Origin of the sequence: Lentzea sp. HUAS TT2 (assembly GCF_051853195.1) — a bacterium.
Taxonomy (GTDB): Bacteria; Actinomycetota; Actinomycetes; order Mycobacteriales; family Pseudonocardiaceae; genus Lentzea.
Window position 1 is genome coordinate 7,484,601 of sequence record NZ_CP196667.1, and the last position, 20,437, is coordinate 7,505,037.

21 protein-coding genes and 1 pseudogene are annotated in these 20,437 nt (G+C 69.9%); 12 read left to right on the forward strand and 10 right to left on the reverse strand.

Features of this window, described 5'->3' with window-relative positions; translation table 11 throughout:
- Positions 1–349 precede the first annotated feature (349 nt).
- The gene (locus tag ACSHWB_RS35450; protein ID WP_439657661.1) at positions 350–1,150 is read right to left on the reverse strand and encodes a phytanoyl-CoA dioxygenase family protein; all 801 of its coding nucleotides are present in this window, start codon (positions 1,148–1,150) and stop codon (positions 350–352) included.
- Positions 1,151–1,559: 409 nt separating this feature from the next.
- On the opposite strand from ACSHWB_RS35450, the pseudogene ACSHWB_RS35455 reads away from it, so the two are divergent.
- From ACSHWB_RS35455 to ACSHWB_RS35475, 5 genes and pseudogenes are all read left to right on the forward strand, one after another.
- Positions 1,560–1,994 (forward strand): annotated as a pseudogene (locus ACSHWB_RS35455) (LLM class flavin-dependent oxidoreductase); the annotation flags it as partial.
- A 247-nt stretch (positions 1,995–2,241) separates the two neighbouring features.
- Positions 2,242–2,904 carry an LLM class flavin-dependent oxidoreductase gene (locus ACSHWB_RS35460; RefSeq protein ID WP_439657662.1) on the forward strand — a complete coding sequence of 221 codons (663 nt, stop codon included), beginning with the start codon at positions 2,242–2,244 and terminating at the stop codon, positions 2,902–2,904.
- Entirely contained in the window at positions 2,901–4,133 is a 1,233-nt protein-coding gene (locus tag ACSHWB_RS35465; RefSeq protein ID WP_439657663.1) for an MFS transporter, read from the forward strand. Before ACSHWB_RS35460 ends, ACSHWB_RS35465 begins: the two co-directional genes overlap by 4 nt.
- Entirely contained in the window at positions 4,120–4,854 is a 735-nt protein-coding gene (locus tag ACSHWB_RS35470) for a hypothetical protein (RefSeq protein WP_439657664.1), read from the forward strand. Before ACSHWB_RS35465 ends, ACSHWB_RS35470 begins: the two co-directional genes overlap by 14 nt.
- Positions 4,851–5,429, forward strand: coding sequence for an O-methyltransferase (locus ACSHWB_RS35475; protein WP_439657665.1), 579 nt, complete (start codon positions 4,851–4,853; stop codon positions 5,427–5,429). The genes ACSHWB_RS35470 and ACSHWB_RS35475 overlap by 4 nt, the downstream gene beginning before the upstream one ends.
- A gap of 4 nt (positions 5,430–5,433) precedes the next feature.
- Here ACSHWB_RS35475 and ACSHWB_RS35480 read toward each other — a convergent pair whose 3' ends face one another.
- The 6 genes from ACSHWB_RS35480 to ACSHWB_RS35505 are packed head-to-tail and all read right to left on the reverse strand — an operon-like array spanning position 5,434 to position 11,390.
- On the reverse strand, positions 5,434–6,420 hold the full coding sequence (locus ACSHWB_RS35480) for an aldo/keto reductase (protein WP_439657666.1): 987 nt from the start codon (positions 6,418–6,420) through the stop codon (positions 5,434–5,436).
- Positions 6,420–7,370 (reverse strand): GNAT family N-acetyltransferase, encoded by a 951-nt coding sequence (locus tag ACSHWB_RS35485; RefSeq protein WP_439657667.1) that lies wholly within the window; start codon positions 7,368–7,370, stop codon positions 6,420–6,422. The genes ACSHWB_RS35480 and ACSHWB_RS35485 overlap by 1 nt, the downstream gene beginning before the upstream one ends.
- The gene (locus ACSHWB_RS35490; protein WP_439657668.1) at positions 7,367–8,512 is read right to left on the reverse strand and encodes a nucleotidyltransferase family protein; all 1,146 of its coding nucleotides are present in this window, start codon (positions 8,510–8,512) and stop codon (positions 7,367–7,369) included. The genes ACSHWB_RS35485 and ACSHWB_RS35490 overlap by 4 nt, the downstream gene beginning before the upstream one ends.
- A gap of 13 nt (positions 8,513–8,525) precedes the next feature.
- A complete protein-coding gene (locus ACSHWB_RS35495) occupies positions 8,526–9,251 on the reverse strand; it encodes an SDR family NAD(P)-dependent oxidoreductase (RefSeq protein WP_439657669.1) in 726 nt (241 codons plus the stop codon).
- Positions 9,233–10,696, reverse strand: a complete 1,464-nt coding sequence (locus ACSHWB_RS35500; protein ID WP_439657670.1) for a hypothetical protein — start codon at positions 10,694–10,696, stop codon at positions 9,233–9,235. The genes ACSHWB_RS35495 and ACSHWB_RS35500 overlap by 19 nt, the downstream gene beginning before the upstream one ends.
- Positions 10,686–11,390, reverse strand: coding sequence for a histidine phosphatase family protein (locus ACSHWB_RS35505; RefSeq protein WP_439657671.1), 705 nt, complete (start codon positions 11,388–11,390; stop codon positions 10,686–10,688). The genes ACSHWB_RS35500 and ACSHWB_RS35505 overlap by 11 nt, the downstream gene beginning before the upstream one ends.
- Before the next feature lie 93 nt (positions 11,391–11,483).
- Here ACSHWB_RS35505 and ACSHWB_RS35510 point away from each other — a divergent pair, with 93 nt between their 5' ends.
- Genes ACSHWB_RS35510 through ACSHWB_RS35535 form a run of 6 tightly spaced genes read left to right on the forward strand, consistent with a single transcriptional unit; the run spans position 11,484 to position 16,046 of the window.
- Complete coding sequence (locus ACSHWB_RS35510) at positions 11,484–12,224, forward strand: alpha/beta hydrolase (RefSeq protein WP_439657672.1); 741 nt, start codon at positions 11,484–11,486, stop codon at positions 12,222–12,224.
- Positions 12,225–12,228: 4 nt separating this feature from the next.
- On the forward strand, positions 12,229–12,828 hold the full coding sequence (locus ACSHWB_RS35515; RefSeq protein WP_439657673.1) for a dTMP kinase: 600 nt from the start codon (positions 12,229–12,231) through the stop codon (positions 12,826–12,828).
- The gene (locus ACSHWB_RS35520; protein ID WP_439657674.1) at positions 12,825–13,556 is read left to right on the forward strand and encodes an alpha/beta hydrolase; all 732 of its coding nucleotides are present in this window, start codon (positions 12,825–12,827) and stop codon (positions 13,554–13,556) included. The genes ACSHWB_RS35515 and ACSHWB_RS35520 overlap by 4 nt, the downstream gene beginning before the upstream one ends.
- Positions 13,553–14,677, forward strand: a complete 1,125-nt coding sequence (locus ACSHWB_RS35525) for a glycosyltransferase (RefSeq protein WP_439657675.1) — start codon at positions 13,553–13,555, stop codon at positions 14,675–14,677. The genes ACSHWB_RS35520 and ACSHWB_RS35525 overlap by 4 nt, the downstream gene beginning before the upstream one ends.
- Complete coding sequence (locus ACSHWB_RS35530) at positions 14,674–15,285, forward strand: dTMP kinase (protein WP_439657676.1); 612 nt, start codon at positions 14,674–14,676, stop codon at positions 15,283–15,285. Before ACSHWB_RS35525 ends, ACSHWB_RS35530 begins: the two co-directional genes overlap by 4 nt.
- Complete coding sequence (locus ACSHWB_RS35535; protein WP_439657677.1) at positions 15,282–16,046, forward strand: alpha/beta hydrolase; 765 nt, start codon at positions 15,282–15,284, stop codon at positions 16,044–16,046. The genes ACSHWB_RS35530 and ACSHWB_RS35535 overlap by 4 nt, the downstream gene beginning before the upstream one ends.
- On the opposite strand, the gene ACSHWB_RS35540 is transcribed toward ACSHWB_RS35535, so the two are convergent.
- The 3 genes from ACSHWB_RS35540 to ACSHWB_RS35550 form a co-directional block, all read right to left on the reverse strand.
- On the reverse strand, positions 15,965–17,038 hold the full coding sequence (locus ACSHWB_RS35540) for a DegT/DnrJ/EryC1/StrS family aminotransferase (RefSeq protein ID WP_439657678.1): 1,074 nt from the start codon (positions 17,036–17,038) through the stop codon (positions 15,965–15,967). The genes ACSHWB_RS35535 and ACSHWB_RS35540 overlap by 82 nt on opposite strands.
- A gap of 25 nt (positions 17,039–17,063) precedes the next feature.
- Positions 17,064–17,684: a histidine phosphatase family protein gene (locus tag ACSHWB_RS35545; RefSeq protein ID WP_439657679.1), complete on the reverse strand. Its 621-nt coding sequence runs from the start codon at positions 17,682–17,684 to the stop codon at positions 17,064–17,066.
- A gap of 819 nt (positions 17,685–18,503) precedes the next feature.
- Complete coding sequence (locus ACSHWB_RS35550) at positions 18,504–19,094, reverse strand: TetR/AcrR family transcriptional regulator C-terminal domain-containing protein (RefSeq protein WP_439657680.1); 591 nt, start codon at positions 19,092–19,094, stop codon at positions 18,504–18,506.
- A gap of 62 nt (positions 19,095–19,156) precedes the next feature.
- Between ACSHWB_RS35550 and ACSHWB_RS35555 the strand changes: the two genes are divergently transcribed.
- Positions 19,157–20,413, forward strand: a complete 1,257-nt coding sequence (locus tag ACSHWB_RS35555) for an FAD-dependent oxidoreductase (RefSeq protein WP_439657681.1) — start codon at positions 19,157–19,159, stop codon at positions 20,411–20,413.
- Positions 20,414–20,437 lie beyond the last annotated feature (24 nt).

The following is a 20,437-nucleotide window of genomic DNA, read 5'->3' on the forward strand; positions in this document are numbered from 1 at the left end:
GGTCATCACCAAGTGCAGATGCGCCGAGTGAGGTGCGGCGATGACATTTCGGGCGGCACCGGGCTGACTGTGCCGGCGTTTCCAGCGGGACTCTCGTCCAGGCGAGAACCGCAGTTGGACGGCGGGGCCTGGTACGGCAGCCGTTCCGGCCGTACACGTGGGCATCGGCACTGTGACGGCGGTCGGCCCCAGTCGAAGGGCGACGAGGTCGTGACGGGCGGCGCGGACCGGCGGTGCGGCTGTGCGGTCCGCATGTGTGCGGACGATGGTGCCCTCGGCTCTCTCCGACGGGTACAGGTGTGCGGAGCCTCCGCACACCTGTACCCGGCCGGATCGGCGCCGCTGTGACTCAGCGGCGCGCGTTCTTGACGAAGTCCTTCGGATCGCCCGACTGGTCGGGCCTGCCGGAGAACCAGCCACCGCGGATGTGCCTGCGGTGGCTGTCGTCGTCCGTGCCGCGTGCCGCCGAGTGCCACAGGAAGGCGTCGTGGAACAACACGTCACCCCGTTCGCAGAACACCGGGTACTCGTCCGGGATGCCCTCGAACCCCGCGGGCATCGGGTAGGGCGGCGGTTCGTCCGTGTGGCCCGCGTGGGTGCGGGAACCTTCCGGCAACGGGCCGCCGTCGGCGTTGGCAGCGGGGGCGGGCGTGGCCCAGCGGTGACTGCCCGGCACCACGCGGAGAAAACCGTTGGCGGGGCTCGTCGCGTCGAGGTGGATCGTGAACGCGACCGACGGCCACCGGTCCAGGTGTGGTCCCGCCTGCCAGTCGGCGTGCCAGCCGATCCGGCTGTAGTTGCTGTCGCGTCCCGGCCGCGCGTGTTGCATCACGACGCCGAACAGCCCGCCCTCCAACAGCCACGGATCAGTCAGCCAACTGTGGACCAGGTTGGTCACCGTGGGATGCAGTACGGCGGCGCGCACCTCCGGCACGATTTCCGTTACGTGCAGGACGTAGTTGGGCAAAGCGGTGCCGGCGCGCTCGTCCGTCGGGTCGAAACCCGAACGAGCGCCGTGTCGTTCGGGGAGCTCGCCGCGCCGCAGTTGCTCTTGTGCGCGAGCACATGCGATGTCGAGGCTGTCCAGCTCCTGCGCTGTCCACAGTCCTCTGAGCACGACGAACCCGTTGGTGCGAAAGAATTCGATCATGTCGGAGTGTTCAACCGTGCCGAACACTCCAGCCCGAAGACGGGCCGTCGGTCCTCCGGAAACACTTGTACGAGCCAATTTCGCCACTCCTGTCCGTTCGCGATTGCTTGACGGCGCCCCCCGCACGTGGCAGCTTGAGATTACTCGGCTCCGTCTCGCATGTCACGCAACATCGGTGCAGCACAAGGAAAGTCGACGTTGTCGCGACGAGACGGTCGATTTGGGGGAAGGGGGTGTCACCATGGCCAAGAAGGACGCGTTCGTCATTCCGGTCGAGCCGGTGGTCAAGCACTGACCGAAGAACGACAGCTGTAGCTGATGTGCGGCCGGGCGGCCATGATCCGCCGGCCGCCCGGCCGTCAGCGCTTGGTGAGTCCTGGGGGATGAGATGACGAGCGCAGTACCTGAAATGAACTGGTTCCTCCCTCTCGATCCGGACGTGCGGCACATCGGCACGTGGCCGCTGGAGGGCGAGGAACCGACGATCCCGCACCTGGTTTCGATCACCGAAGCCGCTGAGCAGTCGGGGTTCTCGGGTCTGCTGGTTCCCACCGCGTACATCAACCACGCGGAGACGTGGACCACGGCGAGCGCCGTTCTGGCGAGGACGCGAACGGCCCGACTGATCCTCGCCGTCCGTCCCAACCAGTTCCACCCGGCGCAGGCGGTCAGGATGGCCGCATCATTGGACATGCACTTCCCCGGCAGGGTCGCCCTCAACGTGGTGACCGGTGAGTGGGGAGAGGACAGGTGGATCGGTTGCTTCGACGACAGATCCACGCGCTACCGACGAGTCGAGGAGTGGCTGGACGTCTTCACGCAGGCCTGGCGCGGTGCCGGCCGCCTGCAGGACATGTCCTACGAGGGGAACATCTACCGGCTCGACGGCCTGTCGCTGTACCCGCCACCGGAACGCGACATCCCCGTCTACCTGTCCGGAGGTTCCCCGCCCGCGAGGGAGCTGTCCGCGCGGTTCGCACTTCCCCGGCAGGGTCGCCCTCAACGTGGTGACCCAGGTGGATCGGTTGCTTCGACGGATCCACGCGACCGACTCGAGGAGTGGCTGGACGTCTTCACGCAGGCCTGGCGCGGTGCCGGCCGCCGCAGGGTACGAGGGGAACATCTACCGGCTCGACGGCCTGTCGCTGTACCCGCCACCGGAACGCGACATCCCCGTCTACCTGTCCGGAGGTTCCCCGCCCGCGAGGGAGCTGTCCGCGCGGTTCGCCGACGCACACCTGATCTGGGCCGACCTACCGGACCGGGTGGCCGCCGAGGTCGCGGACCTGCGGCGGCGCTACGAGCTGCACGGCCGGTCGGTGCGGATGATCCTGCGCGTGCACGTCATCGTCAGGGAGACCGAGGAACTGGCCTGGCGACGGGCGGAGGAGCTGATCAGCAGGGTGGATCCGCGCGTGCGTGCGCGTACGGTGGCTCCGTCCACTTCGGACAGCCCGGGGCGCGACCGGCAGACCGCGCTGAGCGCCGGTGACCTGATGGTCGGTCCCAACTTGTGGGCCGGGCCCGGTGTCGGGCGGTTCGGCGTCGCGACCGCGCTGGTCGGTGATCCGAACCAGGTGACGGCGCGGCTGATCGAGTTCCGGGAGTCCGGAGTGGATGGTTTCATCCTCTCCGGGTACCCCAAGCTGAGCGAGGCGGTCGAGTTCGGCAGGCTGGTGCGGCGCCGGTTCCTCGACGCCGACCGGCTGCGCGGAGCGGAGAGCCCGCGCGACGCCGAACCGGCAGCGAGATGACGACGGGGAACCGGCGGGACTTCCGCCTCTACCTCGGTGCCCAGGCGATCTCCAGTGTGGGCAGCGGATGCACGGCTTTCGTGTTCCCGGTGCTCGCGTTGCAGCTCACCGGCTCCCCGTTGGCACTCGGCATGACGACGGTGCTGAGCTATCTGCCGTACCTGGTGTTCGGCCTGCCGATCGGTGCCCTGGTCGACCGGTTCGACCTGCGTCGCATCCTGGTGTGGACCGACGCCGGGCGGGCTGTGGTGGTCGGACTGGTGCCGGCGCTGTACTTCCTCGGTGCGCTCCACATCGGACTCCTGCTCGCCGTGGTGGCGGTGCACGCGACCATGCGCATCGCGTTCGAGGCGGCGCAGTTCGCGGTCATCCCCAGCCTGGTGGACCGCGAGGACCTGCACCGGGCGAACGGCCGGGTGCAGGCCGCGTACAACGCCGGAGCCGTGTTCGGGCCGAGCATCGCGGGCGCGGTCACCCTGGTGGCCGACGTCTCGACGGTGCTCGTCGTCGACGCGGTGTCGTTCCTGGTGTCGGCGGCCGCGATCGCCGCCATCCGCACCCCGCTCACCGGTGAGCGCTCGTCCAAGCCGATGTGGCGGGCGGTCGGCGAGGGCCTGGCGGTGGTGTGGCGGTCTCCGGTGCTGCGGACGATCACGCTCGTAGCGGTCGGGATCAACCTCTTCACCGGACCGTACTGGGCGCAGCTCGTGTTCCTGGCGAAGGACCGCTGGGGCGCCGGTGACGCGCAGGTCGGCCAGGTGTTCGCCGCGGCGAGCATCGGTGTCGTCATCGCCGGGTTGTCCGCGGGCAGGCTGGTCACCAGGTTCGGCTTCCTCACTCTGGTCACCGTCGCGGTGGTCGGCATGGGGCTGGCGGTGTCCACGGCGGCGCTGACCGGTTCGCTGATCGTCGGCGCGGTGTGCGCGGCCGGCGTCCGCGCGTTCGCGGTGCTGTTCGCGACGAGTGCGAACACGGTCCGGCAGCGGCTCGTACCGGTCGACCTGCTCGGCCGGGTCATCACGGTGTCGATGGTGTTCGCCTGGTCCGCGCAGCCACTCGGTGCCGCCATCGGCAGCGTGGCGGTGGAGGTCACGAACGACGTGTCCGGTGTCATCCTCGTCAGCGGCCTTCTCGTCGTGGCGCTGGGGCTGGTGGTGCCGTGGACCGTGTTGCGCGACGTGGAAGCGGTGGAGCCGGTGCCGGTGCGGGGTGACGATGAACGGGGCTGACGCCCGCGGGTACCGGCTCGCGCTCGCGGGCAGGTCGGGGTCGGGCAAGGACACCCTGGCGGCTCTCGCGATGCACGCCGTCTCCGGGACGAGGTACGAGCGAGTCGCTTTCGGAGACGCCGTGATCTCCGAATGTGAGCTCGTGATCGGCGCGATCAGGTCCGATCACGGCACGGATCCCGCGGTGGCCGTGGCAAGGGCCCTGGGCATGCCGGTGGAGTCCGTGCGCCCCTTCACCGCGTTGCTGGCCGAACCGGTGCGCGCGGGCACGCTGACCTTCGCGCGGGAACGCGGCCCGGTCGCCCGCAGGGCCATGCAGCTGCTGGGCGACGCGCGCAGGGCGGCCGATCCCGGCTACTGGATCCGCACCGCGCTGGGTCGAGCCGCAGACCTGGCCACCGGGGCCTCGGTGTACGTGCCGGACGTGCGCACCGCCGAAGAGGCGGACGCCGTCAGGAACGCCGGGTTCCTGCTGGCGCACGTGCAGTGTGCTGAACCGGTGCGGCAGCGCAGGCTGGCCGCTCGCGACGGAGTGCCCCCAGATGCGGCGACCGCGCGGCACCGCACCGAGACCGGCCTGGCCGACTACGGTCGATTTCACCTGATGGTCCGCAACGACGAGGACAGCTTGCCGCCGAGCGCCGAACTTCCCGCCGTGCAAGCGATCGTCGCCGCGCTGGCCGCACACGAATGGCGAACACCGGGAAGAGCGAATCGATGACCACATCAGCAGACCGTCCCGTACCGGAGCTCGTGCGGCGAGCGCTCGCGAACGCCGAGGCGGACGGCTTCACCCACAGCTGCGAACCCGGTGTCGGCCGGCTGCTGGCCGCACTGGCCGCCACCAAGCCGACCGGCCGGCTCGCGGAAAGCGGTACCGGGCACGGCGTCGGCGCGGCGTGGTTGTGCAGCGGGATGACCGCGGACGCCTCGCTCGTCACCGTCGAACGGGACTCGCTCCGCGCCGAGGTCGCGCGTGCGTTGTTCTCCGGAGACGAGCGAGTGCGGGTGCTGACGGCCGACTGGACCGCGTTGCGGGAGCTCGGCCCGTTCGACCTGTTCTTCTGCGACGGTGGGGGCAAGCGGGACGATCCGGACGGTGTCGTCGGCTTGCTGGCGCCGGGGGGAATCCTCGTCCTGGACGACTTCGCTCCCGCGACCACCTGGCCGCCCCGTTACGGCGACGGCGTGGACGACCTGCGCATGCACTACCTCACCCATCCTCTGCTGGTGGCGACCGAGGTCCGGGTCACGGACACCATGGCGGTCGTGGTGGGGGTTCGCTCGGCGCGATGACCCGTCAGGGATGCGCGTAGGGCTCACCGCGCGCCGGTGTGCCCGGTGGAAAGAGCGCGTCGAGCCTGTCCCGCAACGTTTCGTCGAGCTCCGAGTCCGCAGTGGACAAAGCCGATGCGAGCTGCTCGACGGTGCGCGGGCCGATCACCGCCGCGCGGACACCGGGCCGACCGAGCAGCCACGCCAGCGCCACGTCAGCGGGCACCGACCCGCGGGCCGCGCACTCCTTCTCGTACTCCCGCAGCCGTTCCTCATGTCGTTCCAGCGCCTTCAGCACGGCCGGCTGCATCAGCCTCCCGCCGGCCTCACCCGCGTCCCGCCGCGCGATCATCCCGCCGAGCAGGCCACGGGCGAGCGGACTCCACGCCAGCAAGCCCATTCCCAGCTGCGCGCACACCTCCACCGTGTCGTTCTCCGGGGTTCTGCTCAACAGGTTGTAGGCGCACTGCTCGGACACCGGCGCGCGAGCACCCGCCCGCAGTGCCGCGGCGTGGTTGCGCCGGATGTCGGCGGGCGCGTGGTTGGACGTGCCGGCCTCGCCGACCTTGCCCTCGCGCTGCAGCCGGGAGATCTCGGACCACGTCTCCTCGAGCGGCGTCGCCGGATCGGGCTGGTGGAGCTGGAGCAGGCCGATGCGTTCGACGCCCAGCCGTGCGAGTGCGTTCTCGCAGCCACGCCGCAGGTGCCGGGCGTTCAGGCCGCGGTCGTGCGGAGCCGCGGTGAACGGCATGCCGATCTTCGTGGCCACGGCGACCTCGTCCCGCCGGTGTGGCCGGGTGGCGAACCACTTCCCGATCAGCAGTTCGGTGTACGCCTCGCCTGGCCTGCGGCCGTACACGTCGGCGGTGTCGATCATCGTCACGCCACCGGCCGCGGCCGCGTCGAGCAGCCTGAAGCTCTCGTCCGGACCGATCTCCGTGCCCAGGTTGATCGTGCCCAGCACCACCGCACTGATCTCCGGCCCGCGGTCGCCGAGCTTCCGTTGCCGCATCAGGACTTCAACCGCAACGTCATCGAACGGCGGTCGACCCACCACCCGGCGCCGGTGAGCTGGTCGAGCAGGCCCGGTGGGGGAGCGCCGCCGTTCAGCACCACGGTGCCTTCCATGCAGCGCACCCCGCGACTCGCCAGCTCGCTCTCGACGTGGCCGGTGAGCCGCATTCCCCAGCCGTGACCGCGCTCGCCCGGCAGCACGTACACGTCGCTCAGCATCGCGTCGGTGCCGCTGTGGTGCGCGGCGATGCGCAGCCGGACGTCGGCGTGCGCCACCGGCCCGCCCTCGGGTTTGACAGCCACGTAGGACAGCGCGGTGCGGCCGTCCCACGTCGCCATGCGCGTTTCCACGAACTGTTCGACCTCGGGCCGGCCGACAGTCCTCGTCGCGAACGGCCCGGTGCCGAGCCCGGTGACCACCGCGTCGGCGAGGCAGCGCACCGCGAACCAGCGCAGCTCGCCGGGCAGCGGGACGCAGTCCGGATCCCCGGGCCGTGGCACGATCTCCTTGCGGGTGACCAGGAAGTGGGCGGTGAACCCGGCTTCGGCCAGCTCCGCGGACAGCTCGTCGCCGACCTCGGCGCGCAGGGCGTCCACCTCGTCGTCCGCCGCCTTCGTCACGGCCTCGACCAGCAGCTCCGCCAGGTCTGCACGAGCGTCCGGCATCGCGACCACCGCGCTCAACACGCGTTCACCGTGCCCGGTCAGCGGATGCCGTCCGTCGGTCCACAACACCGCCGCACTCGGCCGGCCGTCCCGCCGGCGGACGAGCCCGCCGGACTCGGCGACCACGGTGTCGGAGAGCTCGCGCGACACCCGTTCGCGCAGGTGGGCGAGATCGAGGTAGGCCCGGTCGGCCGGGGCGAGCGCCGCCACCGCCTGCAGTTCCGCCATGGTGCGCACGGCCTCGCCGTCGCCGAGCAGCGGTTCTGTGATCGTCGCGGTCATCGCGACGGCACCCCCTTCGTCGAGAACGCGTACTCCTGTTCGGCCTCGTCGGCGATCGGGCGCAGTCTTGCGGTGAACCCGTCCAGTGCGGCACGTGTGCGCCTGGCGGGCAAACCGGCCAGCCGGCGGTCCGGATCGGGGAAGAGGAAGGTCGGCAGACCCAGCCGTTCGGCCGTCGACACGACGGAGCGTGCCGCGGCGATGCGTGCGGCCAGGTTCGGACTCCGGCCACGTACCGCCTCGAATCCCTTGCCCAGCATACGAACGGTGCTGGACCGGACCTGGTCGAGCGTGGACGGTGCCGTCGTGGACGCGGCCAGCCGAGCGGCGAGACGCCGGGCGTGCTGATGCCCGGACGCGCGCAGGATCGGCAGAAGCCTCAGCAGCCCCTGGCGCACTGGCAGACCTGCCGCGTTCATCACCGCCCGGTCGGCGTCGAAGTCGTCCGCACCGCTGAGAACCACGAAGTCCAGGGCGTCGCGGACCAGACAGGTCTCGCGTTCGAGCAGCTCCACCAGGAACACGGTCAGCAGGTCGGCCGGAGCCAGCACCGGGACATCGGTTCCGCGCAGCGCGACGTGCGTCCGCCGACGCCAGGCGGAGTCGCCGATCGCATGATGTCGTCCCCATCCCATTGCGGGACCGGGGATCACGAGATCCAGGTAGTACGGCAGTCCGTGGCCCGACGGCTTGTTGAACGCCACGCCCGCCCACACGCCGTGGCGCGACGACCACGCGGTGATCGGCCGCACGACGCGATGCCCGAGGCCGCCGAGCACCTCGACGACGGCGGGCAGGTCCGCGACATCGCGGATCGCCAGGTCGATGTCGCTGAACTGGCGCACCGATCCTGCCGGGTAGAGACGTTGGAACGCGAAGCCCCGCAACAACAGCACGTCCACACCACGTGCGCGCAGGGCTGTCACGGCGTCCGCCAGTTCGGTCGCCAGCCGGTCCTGCGTCTGCCGGAACCCCGCTAGCGTGAGCCCGCTGTCCGGCCGTTCCCCACCGGCGGCGAGCCACTGCGGGATGATCTTCTCGGTGACCGCCGCCTCCTCGGACAGCCCGCGCAAGGACGGCCCGGTGCCTGCGGTGATCTCGTCCAGCAGTCTTCCTTGCAGCCGTACGTCGGTGTTCGGCATGGCGTTTCCCCCGTCACCACTCGAGTTCTGCGACACCCCGTGCGCCGGGGTGCAGGAACCGGCCGCCGGTCAGCAGCCCCGCGTCGACGCCGTCGAGCACCCGCCGCGCCGCCTCGTCGGCACGCAGGTCGGCGTCCGGTGGGGCGTTCGCGCCGCGCAACCGGCCGGGATGGAGCGTGACGACGTCGATGCCTTGTTCTTTCAGCTCTTCGTGCATCGCCACCGAAAGCATGTTCAGCGCCGCCTTCGACACCCGATAGGCGTAGGACACCGGCACCCCGGTGGTGCCACCGGCGGCGGCCAGCGCCACGGATCCGTGCCGGCTCGACACGTTCAGCACGACCGCTCGTGGTGAGCGCCGCAACCAGGGCAGGCACGCCTGCACCGTGCGCAAAGCACCGACGCAGTTCACGTCGATCGACTCCAGGACGTCCCGGCTGCGCACCGAGGACAGTTCCGTGCCGAACCGGATGACCGCGGCGTTGTTGACCAGCAGATCGACGCTCGTCTCGGCGGCGAGAGCGGCGTGCAACGCGGCCGCGACCAAGTCCGAAGTCACGTCCGCCCGCACAGGGATGCCACCCTGCCGGGCGAGGGCGACCGCGTGCTCCTCTTTGCGCACCAGGCCGAAGACCCGGTAGCCGCGATCGAGCAGATCCGTGGCGAGCGCGGCGCCGAGACCTCGTCCTGCACCGGTGACGACGGCGCACCGGGGCCGCGTCACCGGTGCGCCGTCCACAGCCAGTCCTGTTCGCCGGGGGTGAGGGAGATCTGGACGCTGCCGGGACCTCGTTGCCGCCCGAGCATGCTGTAGTAGCTGGCCGCGGTCAGCTTCACCGGCAGCTCGTGCGACGCCAGCCCGGCACGGCTCGAGTCCTCGGCGAAGAAGTCGGTCAGCACCTCCAGCCGGGCGGCCTCGTTGTGCCCCAGGTAGGTGCGGTCCACCCGCCGGTGCCTGGTCGAGTCGCCGAGCGCGACGGAGTCGAACGGACGCCCGCCGACCAGTGCGCTGTTGCGGAAGAAGTGGATGTCGAAGTGCTCGTACGAACCGGTGCCGCCGCCTTGGTCGCCGCCCCACTCCGTCGCCTCGTACGACTGGTAAGAGTGCACTTGGACGGTGAGCAGCGGTCCCACCTGGATCGTCGCGCGTTCGTGCCGCACGCGGCCGTTGCCCTTGTAGGTGTCGGCGGGCAGCCGAGGCCACGCCCGCCGCGAGAACGACGTCTGCAGGAGGTTCACCGATCCGGTGGTCATGACGTCGTCGCCGTGCAGCAGCTGCATCAGCAGGAAGGCGTCCACCTCACCGAACCCCGCGACCTCGCTCGGGTCGACGGCGAACACGTCGTCGGCGGAGGGCCCGAAGAACCTGCGTCCCACGGCTGCGCTGACCTGGGCCATCTGATCCGCGGGCCGCACGTACCTGAACGTCATGTCCACGCGGTCCGGCGCCGACGGAAGCTGCTGGTTCAGCTCGGTCAGCCAGGCGAACAGGTCGATGAAGTGATAACCCGAGTGCATCAGCTTGCCGTAGCCGTACTTGTACGGGTGGTTCTCCCGGAACAAGTACTCCGCAGGCAGGTTCCACATCCCGTCTGCGTGGTAGAGGTCGACATAGGAGATCGGCACGTCGAACGCGCCGAGGAACTCCGTGAGGTACTCCCGGACCAGCTCGTAACCGAGATGCGCCCGGCGCTGCGTCTGCACGAGCACCGTGCGGTTCGTCCGGCGCGCCAGTGCGGAGAGCTCGACGAAGTCGTCGACGAGCCGCAAAGCCTCGGCCGGTTCGGCGCCCAGCAGGTCCACCGCAGTCACCGGCTTGTCCAGCAGCAGGTGCAGGTCGTTCTGCAGGGCCCAGAGGGCGTACACGAAGTGGGACTTGGGTTCGGTCGCGACCACGGCGCCCCACAGCCCGCGCCGCAGCGCCTCCTGGGCGGCGGCGAGGAACTCCACCGGCAACGACGCCCCGTCGCGATGGCTTGCGGGCAGATAGACGACCTGCTCCGGTTGCAGCGACCGTCCGGCGAGGTAGCTCTCGACGACGTCCTTCTGGGACTCCAGCTCGACCAGGAGCGCGAGCCGGAGATTGTCCCGCGCCGCGCGTGCCTCCAGCGCCGGGTAGTAGATCCGCCGGGCGTGCGGACCCAGTCCGAACAGCACCACGCCGCGGCTGCCGTCAGCGGACATGGCGGGGGAGTCCCTGAACTCGGCCGAGCAGCTCCGCGCCGCTCTCCGTCGGCTTCGGCACCGTCCACCGCGGTGGATGCCCGCCGAGGTCGGCCGTCCACCAGACACCTTCGGAGAACCGGTACGCGAGCCCGGTTCCCGGAGCACGTGTGCCCTCCGCGGCCGCCACGCCTTCGACGTGCGCCCGCAACGCCATGATCACTTCCCCGTGCGTCACCAACAACGCGGACCCCCCAGGATGTTCGTCACCGATGCAGTGCAGCAACGTGCGCAGCCGGCTCTGCACGGCGGCCAGGCTCTCGCCGCCGGGCGGTGCCCAGCCCCACCGGTCCGCCCGCAGCTCCTCGCCCGCCCGTCGCGTGAACCGCGCCCGGCCGTCGTGGTCGAGCGCGCGCATTTCCCCACCCCACGCACGTTCGGCGAGAGCGGGTTCGATCTGCCAGCGCGCATCGGGAACGTCGAGGTGCGCGGCGGTTTCCAGCGCACGTGCCATCGGTGAAACGCGATATGTGTCAACAGGAAACAAACCGGTCGCGCCGAGCGACACGCCGAGTGCGCGTGCCTGCTCGATGCCGCGATCGGTCAGCCGCCAGGTGGCGGCGGGACGTGGCCAGAACGCGTCCGGAACACGCGACGCGTCAACGGCGTTCGCGACGTTGCCTTCGCTTTCCCCGTGCCGCACAACGATGATCAAGCCCAACACAGCGTGCCCCCCAGGCAGCCCCCCAGCTTCCTCGTCGGATTTCGAAGCTAACACGAAGCGGCGCCGTGCGGTAGCCTCGCCGACATGGCCGAGGTGCTGGGGGCGCACGGCTGGAACGGCGGCGTGATCGCGCCTGTTCCACGATTCTTGGGCCCAGAAGCGAATCCTGTCCTTCTGTCCACTCCGGACAGTCCACGTGCCGCGCTGGTCGTGGTGCACGCGTTGGGGGAGAACAGAACCGGCAACGCCTACCTGTTCGCCGAGCTCGCGCGCGGCCTGGTGCCGCACGGCATCGCCACGGCGCGGTTCGACCTGATGGGCTGTGGTGAGAGCACGGGAAGTGCTTCACTGGCCGGTTGGGACGAACAGTGCGCGGCGGTGCTGGACGTCGTGCGTGCCGAAATGCCCGGCGTACCAGTGCATTGGCTGGCTCGCGGCGCCAGTGCCGCGCTGCTTCCGGTCGACGCCGGTGAAGTGGTGCGCATGGCGCTCAGCCCGCCGACGCCGGAAGAGCTGGCACTTCTCGCGTCCACCGCGGACAACGGGTTGCTCGTCGGCAGAACCGGCCTCCCAGCGGAAGAAGCGCTGCTGTGGGCCCGGCTCGGAGCCGACCCGTCGCTCATCGGCGGCCTGGAGCTGGACGCGGAACTGGTGCGGCAACTGGGGGAGCGGTTGGCCGAGCCGCGCTGGGACACCGAGCTGGGGCCCGCGGACCGGCAACCGCGCGTTCCGTCGTGGATCGTGGTGACGGAGTCGGATCCCCTCGTCCTGCTGGAGGCCGCCCGGTTCGGTCTGGTGTCCCTCCTCGCGGACCACCTGGGGTGATCCGGTGTTCATCGCGGTGAGCGGCACGAACGGTGCCGGCAAGTCGACGTTCGCGCGTGCACTGGCGGAACGGCTGCGCGCGGAGGACGTGCGGGTGAACGTGGTGGAACCGTTGAAGGCGAACACGCGGCTCGTGCGGAGGTTCAGCGGCCTGCCCTCGCCGGACCGGCAGACGTGGGTGGAGAGGGAGCGCTGGTTGCTCGACTACCTGACCCTGCGGCTGGTCAGAAGCGCGGAGAAGCAGATCAAACCGGCACTCGCGGCGGGCGAGTGGGTCGTGGCCGACCGCTGGCTCGTCGACCACCAGATCAACCAGGCGTTCTTCGGCGGGTCCTTCTCCACGCTCGAACCCGTGCTGGACCGGTTGCCCACACCGGACGTGCAGATCTGGCTGCGCACGTCGACCCCGGTCGCACTGGAACGGGCCCGTGCGTCGGGGGCGGGGAGGTTCGGCACGGATCCGGAGTTCCTCGCGTACGCGGCGGCCGAGTACCGGCATCTGCTGGGCGACGGCGAGATCGTCGTCGACGGCACCGCGGACCTGACCGAATCCGCGACGACCGTCGCGCGGGAGCTGCTGGCGCGCAAGGAGGTCCGGCCATGACGAGGACGCAGCACGTCGTGTCGTCACTCGCGGTCGTCCTGGACCTTCCCGACGGTCCACCGGCGGCACTCGTGCTCTGCGCACATGGTCTCACCGGCGACAAGTCGGGTCCGGCCGACCTCCTGGCGCGCTGGGCGGCGGACCTGGCGGCTGCGGGCATCGCCGTGGTGCGGTTCGACTTCCGCGGCTCCGGTGATTCCAGCGGCCGGTTCGCGGCCACCACGTTCACCGGGATGGTCGAGGACTTCGAGTCCGTGTGGGACTGGGCGCGCGAGCGGGTGCGTGGTGTGCCCGCGATCGCGGCGGGCATCAGCACCGGAGGGGTGGTGGCGACGGCGGCGAGTGCCGGGCTGCCGGGACTCACCGGGCTGCTCCTGCTGTCGTCGGACCTGCTCGACGGCGTGGGAGATCCGCCGGTGACCGCGTTCGCCATGCGCGCGGGTGAGTTCCACCTGGGACGAAAGCTGCTGGCGGACAGGGAGAACTGGCCGGTTCGTCCGGTCGTGGCCGCGTTGGCCGTTCCGGTGCGGCTCATCTACGGGGATCAGGACGGGGAGGTCGTGGCGAACGTGCCCGGCCTGCGACAACTGGGGGTGGACGTGGTGAGGATCGAAGGATGCGGGCACCTGATCGAGACGCGTGAGGCGCGCGCGGGGCTCGCGATCGGCTCGATCGAGTTCGTGCGCACGGTGACGGGGTCCGCTGTGGCAGTGGGAGGAACGCGGTGACCACCAGTCTCTGCTTGATCGTCAAGGACGAAGAGCGGTTCCTGCGCGAGTGCGTCATCAGTGCACGGGGGCTCGCGGACCAGGTGGTCATCGTCGACACCGGTTCGACGGACCGGACGCTCGAGATCGCCACCGAGCTCGCCGACGTGGTCGACAAGGTTCCGTTCGCGGGTGACTTCGCCGCGGCGCGCAACGCCGCTCTGGAGCACGCGCAAGGCGACTGGATCGTGTTCCTCGACGCGGACGAGCAGTTCCCCGCAGGAGAGGCGGAGGCACTGCGCGGCGTCCTGCGGGAGACGCCGGCCGACGTACTCGGTCTCACGTTGCTGCGGTACAACTTCTTCGGCACCGGCGGCTTCTACTCCAGCCGGGAACTCAAGGTCTTCCGCAACCGCGCGGGCGTGCGCTACGAGCGGCCGGTCAACGAGAGCGTGACGGCGGCGGTGGAGCGCGAAGGAGGCCGCATCGCCCCGGCGCCGGTCGTGCTCAACCACTTCGGACAGTGCCGTGACGTCGAGAGCCGTGAGAGCAAGGCGGTCCGGTACCTCGCGCTGATGGACGAAGGGTTGCGGCAGTCCCCGGACGATCCGTGGTTCCACGCCTTCAGCGGCCTCATCCTGCGCACCTTGGGCAGGATGGACGAGGCGATCACCGCCGCTCAGCAGGCGTTGCTAGCTCTGCCGGACCATCCGGTGATCCACCTGTTCCACGGCCACGTCGTTCGCGCGACGGACACCGCGCAACGTGCGTTGGACTGTTATCGGACCGGTCTCGAACTGGCACCCGGCGACCCCGCGCTGCTCAACATGGTGGGCGTTCAACTGCTCGCGACGGGCCGCCCGGAGGAGGCGGACGAGCACTTCGTCGCCGCGCGTGCCGCGGAACCCCGCCTGCAGCACATCGACATCAACCGCGGCCTCGTCGCGCAGAGTCAGCGACGATGGGCCGACGCCGCGGACCTGTTCGGCTCGGTCGCCGCCGCCAACCCCGGTTTCCTGCACGAGGAATGGCCGACGCGGACGGAGCGCGACTACTTCCGCTGCACGCACTTCGAAACGCCGTTCGGCTACGCCGGTCTGGCCTACCACCTCGCCTACGCGCGGATGAGGGCCGCCTCATGACCGGAGTTCTCATCACGCTGTCCGGTATCGACGGTTCCGGCAAGAGCACGGTCGCACGCCGCCTGCACGACGCCGTCACGGCCGCCGGGCGTTCCGTGCGAGTGGTGCGTCCCATGCGGAGGGATCCGGGTTTCATCGGCGCCGTCGCGTCGATGAAACCACCGTCGCAGGTGCACGCGGACGAGTGGATCACCGGCAGGGAGGAGTTCGTCGCCGCGTACATCAGCTGGACCCTGGCGGTGAACGCCACCGAGATCATCCGGCCCGCGCTCGCCGCGGGAGAGGTCGTGATCTGCGACAGGTGGGTGGCCGACCACGTGGTGAGCCAGACGTGGTTCGGCGTCGACGTCGGTCCGCACGCGCCGGTTCTCGCGACGCTGCCCGATCCGGACGTCGCGTTCCTGGTGGACTGCGATCCGGAGCTGGCGCAGCGCCGGATCGACGCACGAGGCGACGCCGGTGCGGGGACCGGGCACGAGTTCCTGCGCCACTTCCGCACCGGGCTGGCGGACTGGTTCACCGGCCGCCCGCACGTGCGGCTGGACGGTGGTCAGGCCGAGCAGGAGGTCTTCCGGCTCGCGCTGCGGAGCATCGAGGTGGCCCTGTGACCGATCGCCGACACCACGTCGTGCCGCACGACGGAGGCTGGCGGGTGGCCGTGCTGGACGTCGCGGCGACCGCGTCCGCTCTCGTCGTGGACGTCCACGACCTGCTCTCCGAACGCAGCGGCCCGGTGCGCACCGGCGCTCTGCTGGGCGCGGCGCTGGCGGAGAGCGGGGTGACCTGCCTGAGGTTCGACGCCGAAGGCGCCGGCGACTCCTCCGGCCGGCTGCGGGACTGCACGTGGTCCGGCATGACCAACGAGGTCGTGGCGATGACCCAGTGGGCGCTCGACCAGATCGGTCAGCTGCCCGTCGTGCTGGTGGGGCACGGAATCGGCGCGGTACCGGTGACGCAGGCGGCGCCGCTGGTACCCGGCTGCGCCGGCATGGTGCTCGTCGACGCGGACCTGCTGCAGGACGTGCGGTACGTCGTCGGGCGCAGCTTCGCCACCAAGCGCGGAAAGTGGCACCTGCCCGACCAGTTCTTCCGGGAACGAGAGGGAATCCGGCCGCGCACCGATGCCGAAGAGGGTCCGGCACCCGCCGTGCTCGTGTACGGCGAGCAGGACGAGAAGGCGTCCGCGACCGCCGCCGTGCTCAGCGGCACGACGGTGCGGACGGCAGCACTACCGGGTGGGCTGCCGTTCCGCGAGGGTCGGGCCGTCGACCACGTGGTGCGCGAGGTTCACCGGTTGCTGGCTGCTCCCAGCGCCGCCACGGTCGCGGCCAGCTCGTCCACGCCGAGATTCGGGTCCACCTCCAGCTGATGGGCGTTGTCCACCAGGTGTTCCGCACCGGGACAGGGCCTGGCCCAGCGCGTGAAGAGGTCGTGGCGGTAGCTCACCCGGTACCGCCACCGGATCGGATCGGTCTCCACGCCCAGGGCAGCGAGCCGTTGCGCGAACTCGCGGCCGCCGTCCGAGGTGGTGAGCACCAGCGAGTAGTGATTGGGCGCGGCGTCGCTCGGATGGCCGAGCTCGCGCAGACCCCACTCCGGCCGCAGCGACCCGAGCACCACCCGCGCGTTCTCGTTGCGCCTGCTGATGATCGTGTCCACGTCGCCGATCCTCGCCAGCCCGAGAGCGGCGGCGAGCCCGTTCAGCTTGTAGTTGAGCCCGGCGTGCGTCCCGGACAGCGCCCCGAGCCGGCAGAACCGCCGCACCTCGTCGAGCAGCCCGGGATCACGCCCCAGCACGAAGCCGCCCTCGCCAGTGGCCAGCGTCTTGCGGTCGTGCGTGGAGAAGCACGACAGATCCGCGGCGGACCCGATCTGTACCCCGCCCAGCGTCGTGCCGTGCGCCTGGGCCGCGTCCTCCACGAGGTACGTCCCGCCGCCGGAGCGGATCATGTCCAAGTGCGGCCGCACGTCGAACGGATAACCCCACAGCGACACCGTGAGCACGGCCGCGGGACGGCGCTCCAGCGCACGGGTGAGGTCGGCACCGTCGAACTCCAGCCGATCGGGCGCCACGTCGACGAAGTGCGGTTCGAGTCCCGCGGCCAGCACGGGCAGCAACGTCGGCAGCGGCGCCATCGCGGGAACCAGGACCTCGGTGCGGCCGGTGCGGACCTTCGCGACGTGCAACGCGGCGTGCAACGCCGCCGTTCCGCTGCTGACCGCTACCGCCTCCGCGGCGCCGAACCTCTCGACGACCGCGCGTTCGTACTCGGCGACCACGTCGGCGAGCCCGGACAACGGCCCGGCGGCCACCGCCGCCGCGATGCTCGGCACATCCTGCTCCGACCGATGGACGTACATGTGCGTTCTCCCCAGGATTGCGCTGTCACACGGCGAGATCGAGATGACTGGTGTCGTTGAACAACGTGGTGGTGAAGCCGTGCCCGTCGGTGTCGAACACCGTCAGGCCCGCGGGCCCGAACTCCTCGGTGACCCAGAAGTCCGACAGCGGGCGGTCGTTCACGATCAGCCACATCGCCTTGATCACCAAGCTGTGCGTCACGACCAGCACGGTGGCGGACGGCTGGTGGTCCACGATGCGCGCCATCGCCTCGGCCGTTCTGCGCCGCAGCTCGGCGAAACTCTCACCACCCACCGGCGACCGGTAGGCGCCGGGATCGTGCCAGAACGCGTCGTGAGACTCCGGCCAGCGTTCGGCGACCTCGGTGAACGTGAGACCCTGCCAGCCACCGAGGTCCATCTCGGTCAGACCATCCATTGTGGTCACCGGTGTCCGCCTGCCGCCGGCGAGGATTCGCGCGGTCTCCTCGGCACGCACCGTGTCACTGCGGTACACGTGAGCGAACTCGGTGACCGCGAGACGCGCGGCGAGCGCCTTCGCCTGTGCGTGCCCGAGATCGGAGAGCGGAACGTCGATCCGCCCCTGAAGCTTGCCCGTCCGGTTCCACGTCGTGGCCCCGTGGCGCGTTACCAGCAGTCGAGTCAAAGTCGTGGCCCCCCAGCCGTTCCTGACAACGCTCGTCTCCGCTTGCGTCCTCAAGTGGTACCCACGATATCGCCGTAGTCAAGCGAGGTGCGCGTCGATGTCGTCCGACTCGCCGAGCACCGTGAGACCCGGCAAGTTCGCGCACCAAGTTGGACTCGCACGATCTGAACGCACAGCCCGCCACGCACCGTCGCCGTTCAACTGCGCGAGCAACCGAGGGCGGATGCGGGTGACGTCGTCGGGGTGAGCGGAGCTCGCGGTGCCATTCCCCGCTTCCGACAGGCTGTCGGAGGCCCTTTGTCTGATGTGGACGGACACCTCCCGCTTCCGGCCGGCAGGACCACAGTCGAAGAGTGAACAGCGGCGGATCACATGCAACCCGCGGCCGCGAAGGTGCTCGTGGGCGCAGGCGGTGTTTGCGCTCATCCGATCGTGGGTCCGCTGTGGACGGTGTGGGGTGCCAGAACCTTGCACTCACACGCTGAGCTGCGGTGATCAGGTTGTGTCGTCCTGCAGGCATGATCGTGGGCGTGGCGCTGCGACTGCTGTGCCTCATCATTGTTCGGCTGGCTGGCTGGTTTTGCTCGGCCGGTCTTCGGCGGCCAAGGATGTCGAGTTGCGGCATGAGGTCGCGGTGTTGCGCCGTACCCATGGACGTCCGTGGTTGGAGTGGGCTGATCGTAGCGACAACACGTTGCGCCACGTCGTCCTGGAGCAGCTGCAGACCATTCCCGGAGTCCTGCGACCAAGACCTTCCTGATCTTCGAAGACGCGGAGAGCCGACCGCCGAGAACTTCTCCCGGTGGTCCCCGCGAAACCTCACGCAGACTGCCCCCGAGGGCTCTGGGTGGGGATGCCTGCGATGAGCATCGCGAGGCCTTCCTCGAACGCCTCCTCGTGGCTGAACGGGGGAATCTGCTTGTCCGCGGCTCCTGCTTCGGTCACGTGCCGCCCGTCGTCGCTTTGCTCCTCCAGAACGCTGCCGAGCGTGAAACGGCCGGCAGCGAGCATCGCGATCTGTGCGGCGCGTTCCGGAATGCCAGAGGAGTAGAGGAAGTCCATCTTGACCAGGATCCGGGCCAGCGACTCGGCTCGCGGCACCGTCCCGGAGTGCAGGCGGGCGCCGTCGCGATGCGCCAGGAGTGCCATCCGCAGGCTCCGGAAGTTCTCCGCGAACCACGTCCGCCACTCTGCTCCCTCTTCGGGCAACGGTCGTGACACGTGATCGTGCAATGCCGCCTCGGCCATTGCTGTGAGCAGTTCGGACTTGTTCGGGAAGTGCCAGTAGAGGGACGGCTGCTCCACGCCGAGGCGTTGCGCGATGCGCCGTGTCGACACGGCGTCGAGGCCGACCTCGTCGAGCACCTCGAGCGCAACGGTGACCACGGTGGAGCGGTTCAACTTCGACACCTTGACAGCCTATCAGTGATAGGCAAGCATCGAGTTGCCTTTCACTGATAGGGAGTGTGGAGATGGACAAGGGAAGCAACGACGGCCGCATGCGCGTGCTGGTCATCGGAGGCGGTGTCGCCGGCACGGCCGCGGCCTGGTGGCTGAAACGGGCCGGTCACGAGGTCGTCGTCATCGAGCGGTACCCCGATCTGCGCGCTGCGGGCGCGCAGATCGATCTGCGCGGCCAGGGCATCGAGGTGATCGAGCGGATGGGGCTCCTGCAGGCCGTTCGTGACATCAGGGTCGCCGAGCTCGGCGTGGCGTTCGTCGACCACAAGGGCGTCCGGTGGGGCAAGGTCATGGCCAACACCTCCGGCAAGGGAGCCCAGACCCTGACGTCGGAGTACGAGCTCATGCGCGGCGACCTGGTCCGATTACTGCACGAAGCGGTCGGCGACGGTGTCGACCACCGCTACGGGATGACGGCGACCCGCATCGACCAGAACGAAGTCGCTGCCGTCGTCACGTTCTCCGACGGCAGCGTCGAGAGTTTCGACCTCGTCATCGGTGCGGACGGTCAAGGGTCACGGACGCGTGCCCTCGTAGTCGGCGACGACTCCCCGGAGCTGTACAGGCCGATCGGGATCCACATGGCGTACTGGTTCGTTCCAAGGACCGCAGGAGACGATGACCTCCGCGACAGCTACCTCGCCGGCGACGGCCGGATGATCATGCGTCGGAGCCACAACGCCACCGACACGCAGGTGTACTTCTCGATGTGGGACGACTCGGAGGAGGCGACCGCGATCCACCGCCAGAGCGTCGAGGAGCAGAAGCGTTTTTGGGCCGGCCGCTACCGGGATGCCGGCTGGCAGACAGACCGCTTTCTCGACGGGCTGCGCACCACGGAGTTCTTCTATTCCCAGCAGGTCGTGCAGGTGAGGGCAGACCGATGGTCCTGTGGCCGACTCGTCCTGCTGGGAGACGCCGGCTACTGCCCGTCGCCCTACTCCGGCATGGGAACCTCCCTTGCGCTCGTGGGCGCGTACGTGCTCGCGAACTCGCTCGCCTCGCATCCCGGCGACATCAGCACCGCTCTGCAGGACTACGAGGACACGCTCCGCCCGTTCGCTGAGCACGTGCAGGACGAGGTGAACCCGAAGATCCTGCGAGCCGGATTCCCCGAGGGGCGCCTCGGCATCTACGCGTTGCTCACGATGAGCCGTGTTCTGGGCGCCCTGCGCGTTCCCGAGATCGCGGCCCGCTTCGCCAGGAGCGACCGCGGCGGCGAGTGGCAGCTCCCCGCGATGGCGACCGCCGGAGTTCGAACGGCCTGAACCGGCCGACGACGATCGTTCTGT